A 358-nucleotide genomic window follows, 5' to 3' on the forward strand; every position below is an offset into this window, starting at 1 on the left:
GGACGAGCCCGCGGCGGGTCCGGAGCCGGTCGGCGCGGGGCGCGCCGGCGACGTCGTGGCGTCGTCCGGCCCCGAGGGATCCGGCTCGCTCGCCCCGGAGCGGCCTCGGCGCCACGGCAGGCGGTCGGCGAGTGCGCGACCGGCCCTGGCCGGGCGGGCGTCGGCGTCGTCGTCCGCGGCGGGCGGGGCGGCCGGGGTCGACGACGCACCAGCGGCGTCCGCCGGGGCGGCCGGCGTCACCGGCAGAGTCGTGGTCGCGTCGTCGCGCGGACCGGACCGGGGCGCGGCAGCGGCAGCGGCCCGGCCGCTGCCGGGCGTCGCGGGCGTGTCCGGGGCCCGCCCCGGGACGGCGGTGGCC

At 85.2% G+C, this 358-nt stretch carries 1 pseudogene; it reads right to left on the reverse strand.

Going from position 1 to position 358, the window contains the following annotated elements:
• Positions 1-240 (reverse strand): annotated as a pseudogene (locus tag KVT14_RS20145) (hypothetical protein); the annotation flags it as partial.
• Between the last annotated feature and the right edge of the window lie 118 nt (positions 241-358).

The organism is Cellulomonas sp. GbtcB1 (genome assembly GCF_019091725.1).
GTDB lineage: Bacteria > Actinomycetota > Actinomycetes > Actinomycetales > Cellulomonadaceae > Cellulomonas.